The sequence below is a fragment of the Paraglaciecola arctica genome (genome assembly GCF_018861065.1).
Taxonomy (GTDB): domain Bacteria; phylum Pseudomonadota; class Gammaproteobacteria; order Enterobacterales; family Alteromonadaceae; genus Paraglaciecola; species Paraglaciecola arctica_B.
Window position 1 is genome coordinate 95,843 of the sequence record NZ_JAHKQO010000006.1, and the last position, 17,761, is coordinate 113,603.

12 protein-coding genes are annotated in these 17,761 nt (G+C 37.4%); 4 read left to right on the forward strand and 8 right to left on the reverse strand.

Annotated features, from left to right (window positions below; genetic code table 11):
- Nucleotides 1-1,119: a DcaP family trimeric outer membrane transporter gene (locus KO534_RS01830; protein WP_215926582.1), complete on the forward strand. Its 1,119-nt coding sequence runs from the start codon at nt 1-3 to the stop codon at nt 1,117-1,119.
- Nucleotides 1,120-1,238: 119 nt separating this feature from the next.
- On the opposite strand, the gene pnp is transcribed toward KO534_RS01830, so the two are convergent.
- Nucleotides 1,239-3,356 (reverse strand): polyribonucleotide nucleotidyltransferase, encoded by a 2,118-nt coding sequence (gene pnp / locus KO534_RS01835; protein ID WP_215926584.1) that lies wholly within the window; start codon nt 3,354-3,356, stop codon nt 1,239-1,241.
- Nucleotides 3,357-3,828: 472 nt separating this feature from the next.
- Nucleotides 3,829-4,521, reverse strand: coding sequence for an FHA domain-containing protein (locus KO534_RS01840; RefSeq protein ID WP_215926586.1), 693 nt, complete (start codon nt 4,519-4,521; stop codon nt 3,829-3,831).
- A gap of 301 nt (nt 4,522-4,822) precedes the next feature.
- On the opposite strand from KO534_RS01840, the gene KO534_RS01845 reads away from it, so the two are divergent.
- Entirely contained in the window at nt 4,823-6,085 is a 1,263-nt protein-coding gene (locus KO534_RS01845) for a serine hydrolase domain-containing protein (RefSeq protein ID WP_215926588.1), read from the forward strand.
- Nucleotides 6,086-6,126: 41 nt separating this feature from the next.
- Here the strand turns inward: KO534_RS01845 and KO534_RS01850 are convergent, their stop codons facing one another.
- The gene (locus tag KO534_RS01850; RefSeq protein WP_215926590.1) at nt 6,127-7,449 is read right to left on the reverse strand and encodes a DUF4932 domain-containing protein; all 1,323 of its coding nucleotides are present in this window, start codon (nt 7,447-7,449) and stop codon (nt 6,127-6,129) included.
- A 211-nt stretch (nt 7,450-7,660) separates the two neighbouring features.
- On the opposite strand from KO534_RS01850, the gene KO534_RS01855 reads away from it, so the two are divergent.
- Together KO534_RS01855 and KO534_RS01860 are read left to right on the forward strand one after the other, a co-directional pair.
- Nucleotides 7,661-11,278 (forward strand): motility associated factor glycosyltransferase family protein, encoded by a 3,618-nt coding sequence (locus tag KO534_RS01855; protein ID WP_215926592.1) that lies wholly within the window; start codon nt 7,661-7,663, stop codon nt 11,276-11,278.
- Between the two features lie 73 nt (nt 11,279-11,351).
- A complete protein-coding gene (locus KO534_RS01860) occupies nt 11,352-12,485 on the forward strand; it encodes a putative sugar O-methyltransferase (protein ID WP_215926594.1) in 1,134 nt (377 codons plus the stop codon).
- Nucleotides 12,486-12,527: 42 nt separating this feature from the next.
- On the opposite strand, the gene KO534_RS01865 is transcribed toward KO534_RS01860, so the two are convergent.
- The 5 genes from KO534_RS01865 to KO534_RS01885 all read right to left on the reverse strand — a co-directional run bounded on the left by KO534_RS01865 (nt 12,528) and on the right by KO534_RS01885 (nt 17,757).
- Nucleotides 12,528-13,787, reverse strand: coding sequence for a hypothetical protein (locus tag KO534_RS01865; RefSeq protein ID WP_215926596.1), 1,260 nt, complete (start codon nt 13,785-13,787; stop codon nt 12,528-12,530).
- Between the two features lie 2 nt (nt 13,788-13,789).
- Entirely contained in the window at nt 13,790-14,983 is a 1,194-nt protein-coding gene (locus tag KO534_RS01870) for a glycosyltransferase family 2 protein (protein ID WP_215926598.1), read from the reverse strand.
- A gap of 150 nt (nt 14,984-15,133) precedes the next feature.
- On the reverse strand, nt 15,134-15,997 hold the full coding sequence (gene rfbD, locus KO534_RS01875; RefSeq protein WP_215926600.1) for a dTDP-4-dehydrorhamnose reductase: 864 nt from the start codon (nt 15,995-15,997) through the stop codon (nt 15,134-15,136).
- Nucleotides 15,994-16,533 carry a dTDP-4-dehydrorhamnose 3,5-epimerase gene (rfbC, locus tag KO534_RS01880; RefSeq protein WP_215926602.1) on the reverse strand — a complete coding sequence of 180 codons (540 nt, stop codon included), beginning with the start codon at nt 16,531-16,533 and terminating at the stop codon, nt 15,994-15,996. Before rfbC ends, rfbD begins: the two co-directional genes overlap by 4 nt.
- On the reverse strand, nt 16,534-17,757 hold the full coding sequence (locus tag KO534_RS01885) for a class I SAM-dependent methyltransferase (RefSeq protein WP_215926604.1): 1,224 nt from the start codon (nt 17,755-17,757) through the stop codon (nt 16,534-16,536).
- Nucleotides 17,758-17,761: the final 4 nt, after the last annotated feature.

Genomic DNA, 17,761 nt, shown 5'->3' on the forward strand with positions numbered 1-17,761 from the left:
ATGAATAATATTATAAAGAAAACCTCGGCACTTAGTATATTGCTTCTGGGTACAAGCCTCATCAGTTTAATGGCAAATGCGGATGCGCTAGAAATAGACTTCGAAAATGGCGACAAAATAAAGTTTGGTGGCTACTTAAAAGCAGATGCTCGATATGTAAATGGTGATTTGAATTATCAGGATTATTGGATTGGTAATAATCCTGGAGCAGTAGACACCTCCAAACTTGGTTTAAATATAAAAGAAAGCCGATTCAATATTTCGTATGTACATGGCGACTGGACTGGCTTTATTGAAATGGATTTTTATGGAGGCGGTGGTAACGAAATAATCAGTAATTCAGTTAATCCACGGTTGCGCCACGCTTTTGTAAAAAATGAAAACTGGTTGATAGGTCAAACTTGGTCAACCTTTATGCCGCTAGCTGCATTGGTTGAGTCTCTTGATTTTGGTGGGCCTATGGTCGCTGAAGTATTCATTAGGCAGGTTCAAATTCGCTACTCCATAGGAAATTGGCAGTTTGCCTTAGAAAACTCACAAACATATGGAGACGGTGACGGCAACGGTGGCTCGGGTAATGTCGGAGTAACAGGCAGCAATAATGACCCCGATAGTAAGCTCCCAGATTTTGTGGCCAGATATAACTTTAAAGGTGATTGGGGCCAAGCCAGCGTGGCAGGGTTGTTAAGAAAAGTTGACCAAGGCGGGATTGATGCCACTGCAACAGCGCTAAGTCTTTCCGGAAAAATAAACGCTATTGGAAAAGACGATATCCGTTTTCAAGTAACTTTAGGTGAATCAGGTCGTTATGCAGGAATAACCTTGGCCACAGATATTGTGATTGACCCAATAACCGACGAAACAAAAGCAGAAGAAACAACTGCTTGGTATCTGGGTTATAGAAGAATCTGGAGCGACACATACCGCAGTACTATATTTTACGGCAATGGCGAAACAGATATTCTTGGACATGACCGCTCTCACTACGCAGTTAATCTTATTAAGCAATATACCCCTAACATGATTATTGGTGTTGAACTTGGCAAATATGTGGTTGATGACGCGGGTTTAGATCTAGATTCAAGTTACCTGCAAACGTCAGTGAAGTTTACTTTATAAGCTAATTAAATATATCAACCTATAGAGATTTATGGATTCGCGGATCAGTAGTTAGATTTAAAGCAATAAAAAAGGAGCCATTTGGCTCCTTTTTTGATAGTTAATTACAAATCAACTGTCTATTCGTTACCTTCGGCTGCTTCTGGCGCCGCTGGTTTTTCAGTCAAATCTTTAATACTTAAACGTACTCGATTTTGACGATCGATTTCAACAACCTTAACGTCAATGATTTGGCCTTCTTCTAAGAAATCAGACACCTTGTTTACACGTTCATGAGCGATTTGTGAAATATGAACTAAACCTTCCTTACCAGGCAAAATTTCAACAAAGGCACCAAAGTCAACGATACGAGTCACTTTACCTGAATAGGTTTTACCCGATTCAACTTCAGCAGTGACTTGCTCAATCTTAGAAATGGCGATTTGGGCTTTAGCTAACTCAGTCGCAAAAATCTTGATAGTACCGTCATCTTCGATTTCGATATTACACTCAGACTCTTCAGTAATAGCACGGATCATCGCACCACCTTTACCGATTACGTCACGGATTTTTTCTTTATCAACCTGCATTTTGTAGATGCGTGGAGCAAACTCAGACATCTCTTCACGGTGACCAGAAATCGCTTGATCCATTACACCAAGAATATGCAAACGGGCTTCTTTGGCTTGTTTCAAAGCAACCTGCATAATTTCTTTAGTGATACCTTCGATTTTGATATCCATTTGTAGTGCAGTAATACCACCAGTAGTACCGGCTACTTTAAAGTCCATGTCACCTAAGTGATCTTCATCACCTAAGATGTCAGACAAGACTACGAAGTTTTCATCACTTTTCACTAAGCCCATTGCGATACCCGCAACAGAAGCTTTAATTGGAACACCGGCATCCATTAGTGCTAAAGATGTACCACAAACAGAGGCCATTGAAGACGAGCCATTTGATTCAGTGATTTCAGATACTACACGTACTACATACGGGAATTCTTTTTCAGTCGGCATAACCGCTTGAATACCACGTTTTGCTAAACGGCCGTGACCGATTTCGCGACGCTTTGGCGAGCCAACAAAACCAGTTTCACCCACACAATATGGAGGGAAGTTATAGTGAAGCATAAAACGACTGTCTTCTTTGCCGTTTAAACCGTCAATCATTTGAGCATCACGCTCTGTACCTAAAGTAGCAGCAACGATTGCTTGAGTTTCACCACGAGTGAACAAAGCTGAACCGTGTGTACGAGGCAACAAACCTGTAGCAACATTAAGAGCACGGATCATCGCAGGATCACGACCATCAATACGCGGCTGGCCAGCAAGAATACGTGAACGCACTACGTCACTTTCTAATTCGTGTACTAACTCAGATACTTCTTTTGCGTCTTGAGAATCATCTTCAGCCACAATCGCTTCAACAGTACTGTTAGTTAGCGCAGTGATAGCGTCTTTACGCTCCATCTTGTCAGAGATTTGGTACGCTTCGGTAATACCCGCTTCAGCCAAGGTTTTTACCTTGTCTTTAAGAGAAGTATTTTCTGGCTCTGGCTGCCAATCCCACTTAGGCGTATTCACCTCTGCAGCAAATTCGCTGATGGCACCAATTACAGTTTGTAACTGTTCGTGACCATACATTACCGCACCAAGCATCACTTCTTCAGACAAAATGTCAGCTTCAGATTCAACCATAAGTACTGCGTTTTCAGTACCAGCAACCACTAAATCAAGTTGGCTAGCTTCTAACTCAGAAGTGCGAGTGTTTAATACATATTGTTCGTCAGTGTAACCAACGCGCGCAGCACCAACTGGACCGTTGAAAGGCATGCCAGAAATAGCAAGGGCAGCCGAGGTACCGATAAGAGAGATAATGTCAGTTGGAATCTCTGGGTTAGCAGAGACTACTGTCACAATGATTTGTACTTCGTTCATAAACCCATCAGGGAATAAAGGACGAATTGGACGGTCGATTAAACGAGAAGTAAGAGTTTCATACTCAGAAGGACGACCTTCACGTTTGAAGAAACCACCAGGAATTTTACCTGCAGCATAGGTTTTTTCTTGATAATTAACCGTTAATGGGAAGAAGTCTTGACCTGGCTTGGTATCTTTTTTACCAACAACAGACACTAATACACAAGTGTCATCCATGCTTGCCATAACAGCGGCCGTAGCTTGACGAGCAATCACGCCCGTTTCTAGAGTAACAGTATGCTGACCATACTGAAAAGTTTTAGTAATAGGAGTCATTTTTTTCCTTTATATAATTTAAAATTGCCCTTCTTAGGACAATACACTTTTTGCTTTCTTTATATCGCTTTCAAATGCGGCGCATAGTGTATACCCAAATCCCTTAAAAATATACTTTTCAAGCTTATTTTTAAGGGATTCAGATACCCAAAAAAAATGTTGAACGATATCAGTTTAGAAAATAACAACCTACATCTTATTAGGGGCCAAAAACGCCTATAAACCGCACTAATCACAACTTCAAACTATTAGCATAATCATTATCCAGAATTGAATTTGTTGGACTAAGATAAATATGAATTTTTTGTGACGCATTATGGTGGTTGTAGCCATTCGCAAAATTGGTTAATTCGACTATCTGTAATAGATTTTAACTTAGTTCGTTCCGGCCAAGGCATTCGAATCAGCAAACACGCTGAACACCAGTGAAACTCAACAAGAAGTGGATTGACAGTTTTAGTAAGCGCGACGGCTATTTGTTACGGATTAAAGTTGTTTTACTGAGCAACAAACTGCTCTGTTTTTGTGTCGCGTATTCATCAATTTTAAAAATAATATCTTTAAACTGAATTTCGTCACCTTGATGCAATCGCACACGTTCGCTGATTCTTTTGTTATTCACCAAGGTGCCATTCGAAGAGTTTAAATCTTCGATATAAAGTATCTCTTCAACAAGAACAAAGCGAGCATGCATGCGTGAAATATAAGATCGCAAAAGAGTGATTTCACACTCAATTGCCCTTCCAATAGTCACCCCATTATCAATTCGATATTCCAACCCTTCTACAGGACCGGACACAGCCTTAGCATACCAACCATCAATACGCATTGGAGCGTTATGGTTTTTATCGAGAGAAACACGCTGATCAATAACCGGAGCAATATTATTCAACATTCGCCGCTCTGAAAACGGTGCAATGCGCTCAAACCCGTTTATTGTTAAGTTATAAAACCACGAAATACTCACTACCACAGGGAAAAAAACGATAAAGATCCCTAGTAACCAATAGTAATAGTCATTGTGAATTTCAAAAATAGGAAAGGCAACACTGCCTACTTGCAAAATAATCCAACAGGTAACTATGTACAAAACAATGGTATTTAACACATTTCTGCGTCGTAACTCTCCATAAAAACGACTTAGCTTACTTTTCTGTTTTTCCATTGTAGTAATCCAACCGTAAAAAGATTTTAGGTACCACTATTTCAGTTTTATCTTTATTTGTAGACAGTTCAAGTCTTTTCTAAGCTATATCAGCCCTATTTTCGTCGAAAATGCTGTGTTCCATACTTATTTATACTGAGCGGCTAACCTAAAACACTGTTGCCTCTCTTTTGATTGATTTTTTCAATTGACTTTCCTTTTGATAATAACCTCTCAATATATTATGCAATCATTCAAATTAACTTGCTCATGTAGCAACTGTGTTTAAACTGACGACTCAAAAAAATGTAAAGGAGATGTTATGAAGTTTATTTTTGGATTAATGCTTTGCTATACCTTGATGGCTTGCCAATCAACAGTAGTCAAAGCTGAAAATACAGTCAGCGCCGCTGAATCTTTAGGTTTTTCGTCCGAACGCTTAGATAGAATCGCGACTGTTATGCAAACTTATATTGACCGAGGTAAATTAGCTGGCACCTTAACATTAGTCGCCAAAGACGGGAAAATTGCCTATTTAAATGCTCAGGGCATGCAAGATAAAGCTGCCGGTATTCCCATGAGTGAAGATACCATTTTTAGAATTTACTCGATGTCGAAACCTGTTACAGCTGTCGCTGCCATGACTTTGTGGGAACAAGGTAAGTTCCACATGTTCGATCCAATTTCAAAATACCTACCTGAATTTACCAACATGAAAGTTTACGTAAGTGGTTCCGGTGACGATATGGTGTTAGAAGATGCCAAGAGCCCAATTCGCATCATCGACCTGTTTATGCATACCTCGGGTTTAAGTTATGGCTTCACCGGCTCTGAAGTAGATAAAATGTACCAACAAATGCAAGCGAAACCCGATGAGTTAAATCGCAGTAATATTCTTTCTAAAATTGCAGCCATACCACTGGTTCACCAACCAGGATCTGCTTGGAATTATGGGGTGTCTACCGACATTATTGGCTTCTTAATTGAAAAACTAAGCGGTCAAAAGCTTGGTGACTATATGCAACAAACCATATTTTCGCCCCTTGGGATGAAAGACACAGGGTTTTATGTTACGCCAGACAAGGTAGCCAGACTAACCCAAATTTATACCGCCGATAGAAAAACCGGTAAAACAATTGTCATGCAGAATGAACCTTTAGGCGATTATAAGAGTGATCCTGAAATCCACAACGCTGGCGGTGGTTTGGTTTCTACCATGCAGGATTATTTCACCTTTGCACAAATGATGCTAAATGGTGGCGAGATAAATGGGGTCAGGATCTTAGGTAGAAAAACCGTTGAATATATGACCAGCAACCATATGCCGCAAAATTTAATTCCGTTTAATTCAAGCTCTCAAGGAGAAGGTTTTGGACTCGCGATGTCTGTCACTGTTGACCCGGGCATGTCTGGTTTTATGAGTTCAAAAGGTAACTTTGGCTGGGGAGGAATGGCTTCAACTTATTTCAGAGTCGACCCAGAAGAGAAAATTGTATTGATATCAATGGCGCAATTTGTCCCTATTGGTTTTCATCGCTATCACGATGATTTCAGAAACCTTGTTTATCAAGCGTTAGTAGACTAAATCTGAACTGATGCGCCTAAGGGCGCATCAACTTCTCAAACTCAATGAGTTTTAAGCCACTTAATAATTGGCTCATAGAGATCCTCAATCGTTTGCTCCTGACTACGCTTTTTATATATTCGAGTTAATTCCTTATTAAACGCCTTAAATTTATAAAAACCTCGTTTATTGACCATAAAATCTTCCATATGGTGTTTGATCATTAAATACTCCTCATCAGAGTAGGACTCCAATGCATACAACAAAAACACCGACCAGGTCATATATTCGTTAAACACCAAATAAGGTTTGTTATATCCGCCGCCTTTGTACCAATTTTTTAATTCAGGCAATGCATCATTAATCTCGTTAATATAGTTATCTGAAATTGGGTTAACATAAGCGTGATCAATTTCGGTAAACAATGTTCTAGTCAGTTTTATGGCTTTTGTTGCCGGGGAATCGACGCCACTTTCATATCGGTTAGGGCCACTGATAAACATAATGGATTCTTTAAAACCATTATGAGTGAACATTCGAGCACTATGTTTGCCAGAGCCCAACGGCGAAAAAAACACTTTATAGCTCTGATACTCTGCTGGAAACTCTGACTCCAACCAACTCCAGATACGTTTTGGCTGAGTGTCATTTTCAAATTGTTTAAGCAAACTTGAATAATACGGCTGATGCTGTTGGTAGAATGACCTAAAATCACTAATTTTTGCAAAGTTCTCTAACAGTTCGCGTTGCATTGCTATTGCATCTTTTGCCCTAAAACTATTGTAAACCTCGGACTTTACGATTTTATCATTCATAAATTCGTAAGCAGGTCCATTTTCAACGAGAGAATAATAGTCAACATCGCCAAGTGCAGTAAAAATCGGATGGGCTTTAAAGGGCGTAAACCATTTCATCATTGCCTGATAATAGTCACCTTGTACCCGCCTTCCATAATTTGTTTGATGAAACTTGTCAGCTAAAGCTAAAACAATATTCGTCAATTCGTACACTTCAGGGATATCAGCCGTTACTTTCCCACGCTGCTGTTGTATATACCGTGTGCTGTATCGAACTGGTTTACCTTGGATGTGGAATGTCAGGGTTTTAACTTGGTTGTTTAACTGCAAATATAGTTTTTCGGAGTCATTTCCGCGATAGAAAATAGGCACACTTTGCTCGCCGTAGCGCAATTCAGCTGTTGGGCTTGCTCCCCAATAAGTCATATAAAAAGCCTTATCAGTGGGCAATGAGTTAAAACTTAATTCACGACTAAAATACTTGTCTGTGACTAAGACAAAACTGTCACCTTGCAAATTGATGTAGTGATCGTCACCCCTTGAGTTGGCACAACCCAACAACATAAAAACAAAAATTAGGTATTTCAATTTAGCAGTGCCCCTAAGACAATAATCATTAACCTATAGTACACATAAGCTATGAAAATTCATTCAAACAAGTTGGCAATACCAATGGCTAGCACGTTTTAGTGTTCACTTCTCACAATAAATTCAAAGACTTATTCTTTTTTTAGGTCTGCCGATAGAATAAGATAATACCCATTACATTGTGCAAATAGATTATGAGTTTATATAAAGTATGTTGAAGAATATCCGTTTACATCTTGATAAAGATGAACAAAAACAGGCGCTTTTAGACGAGAAATTAGCGACACACATACTCAATACTCACAAAGACAATATCAACGCATTTCAACGTAACATTCCCGCTTTGTTGCCTAATGTTCAAAACCCCGACCTTGCTAACTACTCTATTTTTATTAATCAATATGCCGAAATTAATATTGTTGATTACGGTATCGGTCGCACCTTCTATGGATTTCACCCCGAAGCGGAAGTGTTAGAGCAAATATCTCGAGTAGAACAACACTGCCCTAATATTGTATTTGATGCACCTTCCGTTAATCACATCAAAGATTCTCAGCAATTTGACAGTATTCAAGATTTACAAAGTATTAATGACCTAGAAAGTATCAAACTCAGAAACCAACAACCGCCTTTACCATACGAAATTGAATGTTTAGTGGTACTCGGATGTGGCCTAGGTATTCACCTTGGGCAACTACTAAAACAACACAAGATTAAAAATCTAGTTATTTACGAGCCTGAATTACAGTATTTCCAATGTTCGATTATGGCCACGTCTTGGCAAGAAATTTTTGCACTTGCAAAACAGCACAATACCGCTATTTTTTTACAACTAGAAAAAGATGGCAGAGACCTGATTCAGGATATGAATGAACTCATTCAGCACTGCGCCATTAGCAACTTCCATCTATACAAACATTACAATCACGAAGTATTCAATTCTATTTACAAAGATCTATCCCAGCGCAGTTGGCGTGAAATAACAGATACGGGGTTTAAGATTGAATCTAAACAAAGTTACTTGGACTTTGTGTCGAGGTGGACACCTAACATAGATTTAGAAAAGTATACCTTGCTGAGCGCAGCGAGTACCAAATTAAGTAACAACCTCGAAGCGTTTAAAAAGTATTTTCCAGAAATCTACGCGGAATACAAAGATTATACTCCGAAAAAATGGCTGCCAATCAGTAACGCTGCTGGTGAAGTCAATTTAGTCAAAACTGACAGTTTACAATCTTGGTACAGCGATTCTCCGACTCAAGACTGCAATCTAAACTTCGACAACTTTAATGAACAACCTAACAAAGATGGCTTAGTACTAGGTTATAAAGGCAATAAACTCGCTCACTACATTCACTATCAATTTGTTAAAGAAACCGAAGAGTTACTTAAGGAAGCTGAAGAGGAAGTAGGAGCATTACCAGATAATGTACCCTCAATCATTATGTTTGGTTTAGGAGTAGGTTACCAAGTAGAAAAATTACTCGAAAAACATACTGTTGAAAAACTGTTTATCTGTGAGCCCAACCCAGACTTCTTTTATGCATCACTATTTGCCATTGATTGGCAAACTATATTTGAAACCATAGAAAAATCCGAATCACGAATTTACTTAAATATAGGCGATGACGGTAGCAACTTATTTAGGGATTTGTTGAGTCAATTTTATTCTATTGGCCCCTATATTTTAAACAGCACTTACTTTTATCAAAGTTATTACAATGCGTCGTTAAACTCCGCTATCAGCCAACTCAGAGAACAATTACAAGTTGTGATCTCTATGGGAGAATATTTTGACCATGCCTATTACGGAATAGCACATACTAAAGAAGGCATGCGCCGAAAAATTCCAATATTAACCGCCAACCCTGCTAGTAAACTAAGTTATGAAGACAAAGAAGTACCGATATTTGTTGTAGGTAATGGCCCTTCTTTAGACAGTTCTATTGACGCCATTAAAGAGTGGCAAGGACAAGCCATAGTAGTAAGTTGCGGCACTGCATTGCAAGCCTTGCATCGTCACGGAATTACGCCTGACTTTCATGCAGAAATAGAACAAAATCGCAGTACCTATGACTGGGCCGTATTAATAGGTGATTTAGACTACTTAAAAAACATCACACTCATATCTTGTAATGGCATCCACCCTGATACCTGTGATTTATATAAAGATGTGATGGTGGCATTTAAAGAAGGTGAATCATCAACAGTATCGGCGCTCAGCGTATTAGGCCGCAAAAACTATGAGGCACTACTTAATTCCTTTCCGACAGTTAGTAATTTTGTCATCGATTTATTCAGTACAATTGGGTTTACCAGCATCTACTTAATCGGAGTCGATCTAGGTTTTGTTGATGTTAAACACCACCATTCCAAATCATCTGGATATTACAAAGAAGACGGCGAGGAAAGCTACGACTTTACTAAAAGTGCCAATACATCACTGATAGTTCCGGGAAATTTTCGTCCCAAGGTTAATACCAAACACGAATTTAAAGTGTCTGGGCAAGTAATCGAACAAGTGACAGGGGCTAAACCTAAAGGCCAAGAGTTTTACAACTGTAGTGATGGCGCAAAAATCCACGGTACTTTACCACTACGAACAAGTGAGTTGTTGATAGTGGTAACTGAACAACAAAAATTTCAAGTAATAGAAAAACTAAAAATCAATATTTTTTCAAACCAAGGACTAGAGAACTACGTTGAAAAGTTTGAAGACAAGTTTTCTCAAGAAATATTAATAGAAGAACTTAGTGCTTTTGAAGCCCTTTTAGAAAAAGAAGTGACTTGCAAAGAAGATACAGAGATCATCATCAAAAAACAAAAAGATATGTTATTTGCTTCATATAAAAACGGAAACTCACTGCTTTTTTATTATTTGTATGGCACCGTGAATTATGCAAATGCGGTTTTTACTAAGCTTTCAAGCTGCATTGCTCAAGATTCAGGAATTCTTTTAACGGTGAAGGAAGGCATAACTGCTTGGCAACATAGTTTCAAAACCATTGAAAAATTAATATCCTATGGTCTTAGTAATTTTGATATTTCATCTTTCAAAACAAATGAACGAGAGTTATTGCAGATAACAAACCATGTCAAATCTAAGTCTCTTCTTATAATATGTGACTCCACTGCCTTTGCAGATAGTGTTGGCTGGTTACTTAGAAACTACCTAATGTGGGATATAGATGTGACGTTCTGCAGTGAAGACCAAACGGAACAATTAGCAGAAGGAGTTTTCGATTTCGTAATTTATAGTCTATCTCCTAGCACTCAGAGAAAAAAAATAGAAATTAAAACCACTGGCCGATTAAGTACAATTTACGCTTTATACCAAAAAGATTTTCATCTCCTTAACAGCTTATGCATGGAGAATCTGAATGTAACGTTTGCCCCCATCACACAAGATAACAGAAATAAACACAATCCAGACTGGATGAGCGATCATCTCAGCATTGCAGCTATTCTTCTTAACGCTTGTGTATTAGAACACAAATGCCAAATCATCTTGCCTAAATATAAAATGCGCGAATATTTTGATGTTAACAACTTCAAAGATCAAGTGTATCTAACGGAAAAAACAGATGTTGTTTTTGAGTATGAATTGTATATGACAGTCTACAAACCCCCTAAAACAAACTTGACAGTGTTACCTAAGAACGGCACTAGGGGTAAACTTGTAATTGACAATATTTCCTATAAGAATCATATATATACTGAACTAGAATCTAAAGTTTTTGGCAGTAAGTTGTCGTTATTTTCCAATTTAGTTCCTACTATTACTAAAGACCGTCTTTATCAAAAAACATACAAACCAATTGAATTATAATCCGTTAATAATTTGGCCTAAAATTAACATTCACTTTGACAATCAATTATGAATATCAAAAAGGGGTTTCGTAGTGAAACAAACAAAAGAGCCTAATTTGAAAATAGACAAAAAATCACTAATTATGGCAGTGTTTAGTACACGGATATTTCATAATGAAGGTTCGTTAGTACGAGCAACTTATGATTCTGTGGAGCTAATTGAAAAAGTTAGAGACGATGATTTAATCGAAAGAATAATTTCTTTTTATCAAAATACTCATAAGTTAGATTTAGGTTCTTCTATGTGGCAACTTATCAGTTCATATCAAGCACCTATACATAAAGCATTAATGGAAAATGATGAAAATATTGTGATTAAAACGTATCAGAATCCAGGTAAGAATGAGCTTTTTTCAGGATATGATTTTCTCAGAAAATCCTGTCAAGTAGAGTTTGAATATGACCATATAGGACTAGCCTACGCCAAATTATGTTTGGATGGATTAATTAGGTTTGCGGAATATATCGGAGCGATTCCTTTAGATAACCCTGAATCTTGGGGGGCAAAAACAACTTCACCTTACGATGCAGAAACTATTATTGACAATTTAGATAGCTTTGCATGGAAATTTACCTTACCAAATCCTTATCCAAATGAATTTGGACTCAGTACGTCTCGAGGTGTATTAAGTTATCGTGTTCCACAAGCTTTATATCAAGCATGGCGAATCAAAAAGTTAGTACAAGGTATCGAAAATCCACGGATCTTAGAAATTGGAGCTGGCCTTGGCAGAACAGCTTATTACGCTAATGAACTAGGGATCAAAGATTACACAATTATTGACATTCCTATGACTGCAACAGCCCAAGGTTATTTTTTAGGTCGAACAATTGGTGAAAACAATATCTTGTTTGAGAATGAAAAAGTTGATGAAAACAATCCCAAAATTAGAATTATTAGCCCTCAAACTTTTATTGATGAAAATAACCAATACGATCTTATTGTTAATGTTGATAGCTTAACTGAAATGGATAAATTAGTAGCTCAAGAATATTGGGAAAAAATTAAAACATCTACAAACACATTTTTATCTATCAACCATGAATCTAACTCCTTCACTGTAAGAGACTTATTATTGAAAGACTTAACATTGCTAAATATTAGTCGTGAACAATACTGGATGCGCCGAGGTTACGTAGAAGAATTAATAAAAATAAATACTTAAAAGTGATGCATATTTTCCTAAAAACAAATTTGCAGTAAAAATCTAAATTATGGATGACTCGTCTATATTTAAATCAATTAATTGTTGTAATATTTCGTCATAATATTCATTTGATGATATCAATATATAATCAAATGAATCGCAATGTTCGATCAAATAATTAGGCTTTTGAATTAGTGCTTCTTTATAAGGTGAGGTGGTCAAATAATTATCTACAAAAGCTACAAAACTAATATTTTTTGTATTATCTTTCAGCCAACTATAAAAATGCATTCCCAATATACTTGCACCAAAAACAATTATTCGAGAACTTGAATTTTTATTAATTTTCTCTAATTGAGCCTTTTGATTCAATAACTTTTTAGCATGTTTGCGCCTGTTAACTATTGCACGCCAATCTTGGGGATATGCCAGAATTCTTTTTGCTTCCCATGATGATCGCCTAAGACTATTTTTGGTCCCCTCCTTTCCTTCAGAAAATTTCCTAGTCATGTTGTCAGAAATCAATAAGTTTTCCTGCTTATTGTGCATATATACATTACAGCCACGCCATTCACTCTCATCATAACTTGCTCCATCATTACCAACTAAAAGCAGCCGAAGTTGTTTATTTTTAATGTACCTTGAAAGCCCAGACCTACCACTTTCAAAACGATATGCGTCATACTTTGAAATAATATTTTGAAGTGTATTTTCAAGCATCAAACTCGAAGGAATCATAAAACCATTCGTTCTAATATGAATATTTGGATAACAATCAATATCTAAGAGAAACCTTAAATGCTCAAAAACATCTGATAACTCTTCACGTTTAACTGCAATAGGTTTAGTAGAAAAAATGGTTAAAAATGAAAAAACAAGTGCTGTGGTGATTAATCTTGGTCTTGAAGTCGAACCTCGGTGACTTTGCCAAGAGCCAGTTGCTCCAACTAATCCTACATCTTTGAGTTTCATATTTTTGTATAACTTACTTAGCCAATATGAACTTAGAATCATTGAATGTGAATTTAGAAAGCAAAGGTAGTGATATTCTTTAGCAAAGGCTTTTGTCGCTTTAATGTAGGCGGTTATATCGACGCCTTCATCAGACACATCAAAACTAAGGTGGTCAATTCCTTGTAATAGCGATGTATAACATGTTTTTTCATTTTCGTTATCAAATCCTTTAAAGATGATAACTAAATCATGTTGAACCCCAGGTTCAAAACATTGATAAGAGTTTAAAAAGTCCTCGAACATTTCAATATTATTAAGTTTTCTAACAAGATGAAAAACGGCTATCTTGTCACTTGAAGATGACATATTCATAGATTGTTAATTGGCTTAACTTGCTGAAAAACATCTAAGATTGTAGAAAAATCTCCCTTTATATTAGGCATAGCTACTGCAGGGTGTGAGCCAGTACTTTGCAGTACTTTTTGAGCAACAGCTGTCCTATCTACTTCTGGAGTTTCAACAGTTTTCAAAAATAATGGTTCACCATATTCGCGCCATTCTTTTTCCGTAAGTAATGATTTAAGTTCTAAGTAAGCAGGTTCCGCATCTCTTTTCTTGTTAATTAAGTCAGCAAAAACCGCGCATATTTGAAGGAGTCGATAACGATCATAATTGGGTTTGAGCGACATAGTTGCGGATAGATTTCTAGCCAAGGTTTCCATACTCATTAGCCATGATGTATTCATGACTGGCCCTGGAAGAATTGTCTTTTTTAATGTTTCCACCATTTCTTCACTCGGCAGATTATTGAGAAACTTATTACCGGCTTCCTCAGCGTTATTGAAATAATAAAAACCAAACGATTTAGGGCTTATTCCTACAACCACAAGATTAGCTGGCACTACCAAAATCCGCTCAGCACACCACATAATGACATTTGAAGCATAATAATCAGGATATGGAGATTGGTAAAAGTCACCATAGACTTTTAATTTATTGATCAACTTTTTACTGACCAAAGAAAATTGCATGTTGTAATCAAACTCCACCTTAAAATTCATTGAATCAAGTACATACTGTCTTGCAATCTCTGATTCCAATAGAAATTCATTAGTTTGATTTTGATAGATGCTACGGTTTTTGTAAGATTTCAAAAAACCTTGTTCGCAATTTGGAATAACATTTGGGTAGGCGTACAACAACGCACCAGTATATACAAAATCTGGAAAGCCATGCTTTTCTATTAACTTACACAAAATAGAAAAATATCCATTTAGAAGACCGTCGTCGTCTCCTAACATAATAACGTAGTCACCATCACTATGTTTAAGCGCATTATTCCAGTTATCCGTTACAGGAACGAATTGATCAGTGGCAACATACTTAATTCTGGAATCATTTAAAGAGTTTATATAATCTTCGATCCCGTCTTCTGAGTCATTATCAGAGACAATAATCTCCCAATTAGTATAATCTTGTTGACGTACAGTAGTTATTGCTCGAGTAAGCAAATCCAACCTGTTATGGGTGGGTAATAAAACGGAAAATTTAGGGTTGGTCATGATTTATTTGTCCTTTTTTACTGCATTTTTATCTGCACCAATGTTCACTTAATACAACCTAGAGAATATAAAAATCAAACCGTTTCGAAAGGTTTAATAATAACTCATTCACCTAGTTCATAATTGAGGTGCATTCTATTTTTTGCCGTTTTAATTTAAGTACTTCGCTGTAATATATTCTGATAAAGCGTCTTGCCAATGTTGCATGTTAATACCTAATTTTTTAGCTTTTATGTTAGCTAAAACAGAATACTTTGGTCTTCTCATATCACCACTCAAGCCATTTCTATCAATTGGCACAACTTTTACATCTAATTTCATCAGTTCAATAATCTTGCAGGTAAACTCATACCAACTGCATTCACCTTGATTTACCAAATGATAAATACCCATTTTACGTTTTGGATGTTGGATTAACGTTAAAACAGCTTTAGCAAGATCTAGCGCAGAAGTGGGAGATACGATTTGGTCACACCCCATTTCAATGTGCGGCAGATGTTGAGCATCTTTGATTCGATTGTCTACGAAATTACCACCTTTTGATGCGGCGCCAATGGTGCCATAAAGCCCGCAAGTTCTAATGACAATGCTATGTTGAGGAGCCACAGACATAACAGCGTGTTCGCCTGCTAGACGAGTAATTCCGTACATTTGCAAAGGCGATGTAGGAGAATATTCATTATAAGGCACGTCTGTGGCACCATCAAAAACATAGTCACTACTAAAAGTAATAAATAAAGTATCATGTTCTTTACACAATAAAGCTAAATCCCTTACAGACTTACAATTTACAGCAAAAGCCCTTCCAGGATGACTTTCGCACATCGGCAAGTTGTGAAACGCAGCTGTATTAATCACTATATCAGGTTGAAACTGGCGCATTGCTTGTCGACAGGAGTCGATTGATTCAAGATCAAGTTCGGCTCTATTTGGTGCATACCATTGATGCTCTGAGTCTAAATTAAGCAAACTGGCACCAAGCTGCCCGGTTTTTCCAATCAAAAGTATTTTCATAGCATTGATTCACAAAAATCAGGATAGGTCTGATCTTTTTCAGAGATGTTATTTACTGGCAAAGGCCAAGAAATATTAAATTGCGGATCATCCCACCGGATCCCAACAGCACACATTGGGGAGTAAAAATCGAACATCTGATAGAAAACTTCACTGTCATCTTGCAACGTTTGAAACCCATGGGCAAACCCTTCAGGTATGTACAGCGACTTTCTATTCTTGCTACTCAATTCACAACCAAACCATTGCAGATAACTAACAGAATCTTTACGCAAATCAATAATGACATCGTAAATACTGCCACTAATACAGCGCACCAACTTTGCCTCAGAATGAGGGCTTAGTTGAAAATGCATCCCTCTCAGAGTGCCACGTTTAAGGTTAAAAGACACATTACATTGAGCAACATTTTTTTCCAAAGCTCGCTGCGCAAATTCGTTTTGACAAAAAGAACGAGCGAAAAAACCTCGTTCATCTTTAATGGGTTCGTACTCAATGACAAACGCTTGATCTAATGTAGTAGGGTGAAAAATCATTTAAATAATATTGAGTTCTGGCACGGCAACAACAAATCGACCGCCCCACGTTTTAATAAAGGACAACTGCTCCATAACCTCAGATTGTATATTCCAAGGAAGAATTAGCACGTAATCAGGCTTATGCCTAACCAATTCATCAGGGCTATAAATTGGGATGTGTGAGCCGGGTAAATAATTATTCTGTTTGGAAGGTGCCGCGTCATACACTAAAGGTAACAGATCTGGTTTTACGCCTGCATAGTTTAATAACGTACATCCTTTAGCCGCTGCTCCATAAGCAACTACTACTGCTCCAACTTCCTTTTGTGCAAGTAAAAATTTCAAAAGTGAGTTTTTTACTTTATTCGCTTTTTGCTGGAACTCTTGATACACGGCAAGGTGTTGCATTCCCCCAGCTGTTTCTCTTTCAAGTAAAGTATGGACGTTTCCAGTAGTTTTTCTAGCATCTTCTTGATGGCATGCATATATTCTCAAGCTACCACCATGGGTTACTAATTCTTCAACGTCAAAAACTCTAAGTCTTACCTTTGAAAATATTTGTATAACAGAATAAATGGAAAGGTAAGAGAAGTGCTCATGATAAACGGTATCGAATTGATTTTTTTCGAGTAATTGCTGTAAATGTGGGAATTCTAAGGTAATTGTACCTTTTTCCTTTAATACCGTTTTTAGGCCAAGTGCAAAATCATTAATATCAGGGACATGAGCAAACACATTGTTGCCAATAACCAAATCTGCTTGTTTATCATCTTCAGCTAATTGTTTGGCTAATGATTGACCGAAAAATTCTCGAAGAATTGGAATATTCAATGCTTCAGCAGCAAGTGCGGTACTCAGAGTAGGCTCAATACCCAGGCACGGTATATCGCTGTGGACAAAGTTTTTTAATAGATATCCATCGTTTGCCGCAATTTCTATCACTAGGCTATCTGCATTTAAATTTAAGCGATCAGTGATCATAGTAGAATAGTTGGCAGCGTGATTCAGCCACCCTTTAGAAATGGATGAGAAATATGCATAGTCAGGACTGAACAATTCGTCCGCTTGTGCGAAATCCTCGGTTTGAACTAACCAACACAGATCACACACATAAAGTTTTAGAGGAAAGTATGCTTCTGGTTGCTTTAATTGCGCTTCATTTAAATATGCATTGGAAGGCGGCGCGAATCCTAAATCTAAAAAAACATGGTGAAGAGTATGACTACAGTGACGGCACTTCATGGTG

Coding starts and splice junctions, on each gene's coding strand:
- KO534_RS01885 (WP_215926604.1), bottom strand. CDS start 17,757: ATGAAGTGCCGTCACTGTAGTCATACTCTTCACCATGTTTTTTTAGAT.
- KO534_RS01830 (WP_215926582.1), top strand. CDS start 1: ATGAATAATATTATAAAGAAAACCTCGGCACTTAGTATATTGCTTCTG.
- rfbD (WP_215926600.1), bottom strand. CDS start 15,997: ATGAAAATACTTTTGATTGGAAAAACCGGGCAGCTTGGTGCCAGTTTG.
- rfbC (WP_215926602.1), bottom strand. CDS start 16,533: ATGATTTTTCACCCTACTACATTAGATCAAGCGTTTGTCATTGAGTAC.
- KO534_RS01865 (WP_215926596.1), bottom strand. CDS start 13,787: ATGTCATCTTCAAGTGACAAGATAGCCGTTTTTCATCTTGTTAGAAAA.
- KO534_RS01870 (WP_215926598.1), bottom strand. CDS start 14,983: ATGACCAACCCTAAATTTTCCGTTTTATTACCCACCCATAACAGGTTG.
- KO534_RS01840 (WP_215926586.1), bottom strand. CDS start 4,521: ATGGAAAAACAGAAAAGTAAGCTAAGTCGTTTTTATGGAGAGTTACGA.
- KO534_RS01855 (WP_215926592.1), top strand. CDS start 7,661: ATGTTGAAGAATATCCGTTTACATCTTGATAAAGATGAACAAAAACAG.
- KO534_RS01845 (WP_215926588.1), top strand. CDS start 4,823: ATGAAGTTTATTTTTGGATTAATGCTTTGCTATACCTTGATGGCTTGC.
- pnp (WP_215926584.1), bottom strand. CDS start 3,356: ATGACTCCTATTACTAAAACTTTTCAGTATGGTCAGCATACTGTTACT.